The 306-nt window shown below is 66.0% G+C and carries 1 protein-coding gene; it reads right to left on the reverse strand.

What is annotated here, in order from left to right; translation table 11 throughout:
* Positions 1-306: condensation domain-containing protein (locus GYA94_RS27465; protein WP_161893529.1), on the reverse strand; the 306-nt coding region annotated here is incomplete at both ends.

Below are 306 nucleotides of genomic sequence, written 5' to 3' on the forward strand. Positions count from 1 at the left end.
GTCCTTCAACGCCGACGGCACGGCCAGGTCGAGCTGGGCCCCGCGATAGCTCTGCTCGGCAGGACGCGGGCGGTCCAGCGGCAAGGCCAGCACATCCTGCTCGCTGCCCAGTTGCCCGACCCAGTAGGCCAGTTGCCGCCCCCGCTCACCAGCCTCCATCCACTCACGCTGCCAACGGGCGTAGTCGGCATATTGCAGCCCCAGGGAAGGAAGTGGGGCGGCATCGCCTTCGCGGTAGCGGGTATAGCCATCGATCAGTTCGCCAACCATCAACTGCATGGATGCGGCATCCGAGACGATATGGTG

Source organism: Pseudomonas juntendi (assembly GCF_009932375.1).
GTDB classification, from domain to species: Bacteria; Pseudomonadota; Gammaproteobacteria; order Pseudomonadales; family Pseudomonadaceae; genus Aquipseudomonas; species Aquipseudomonas juntendi.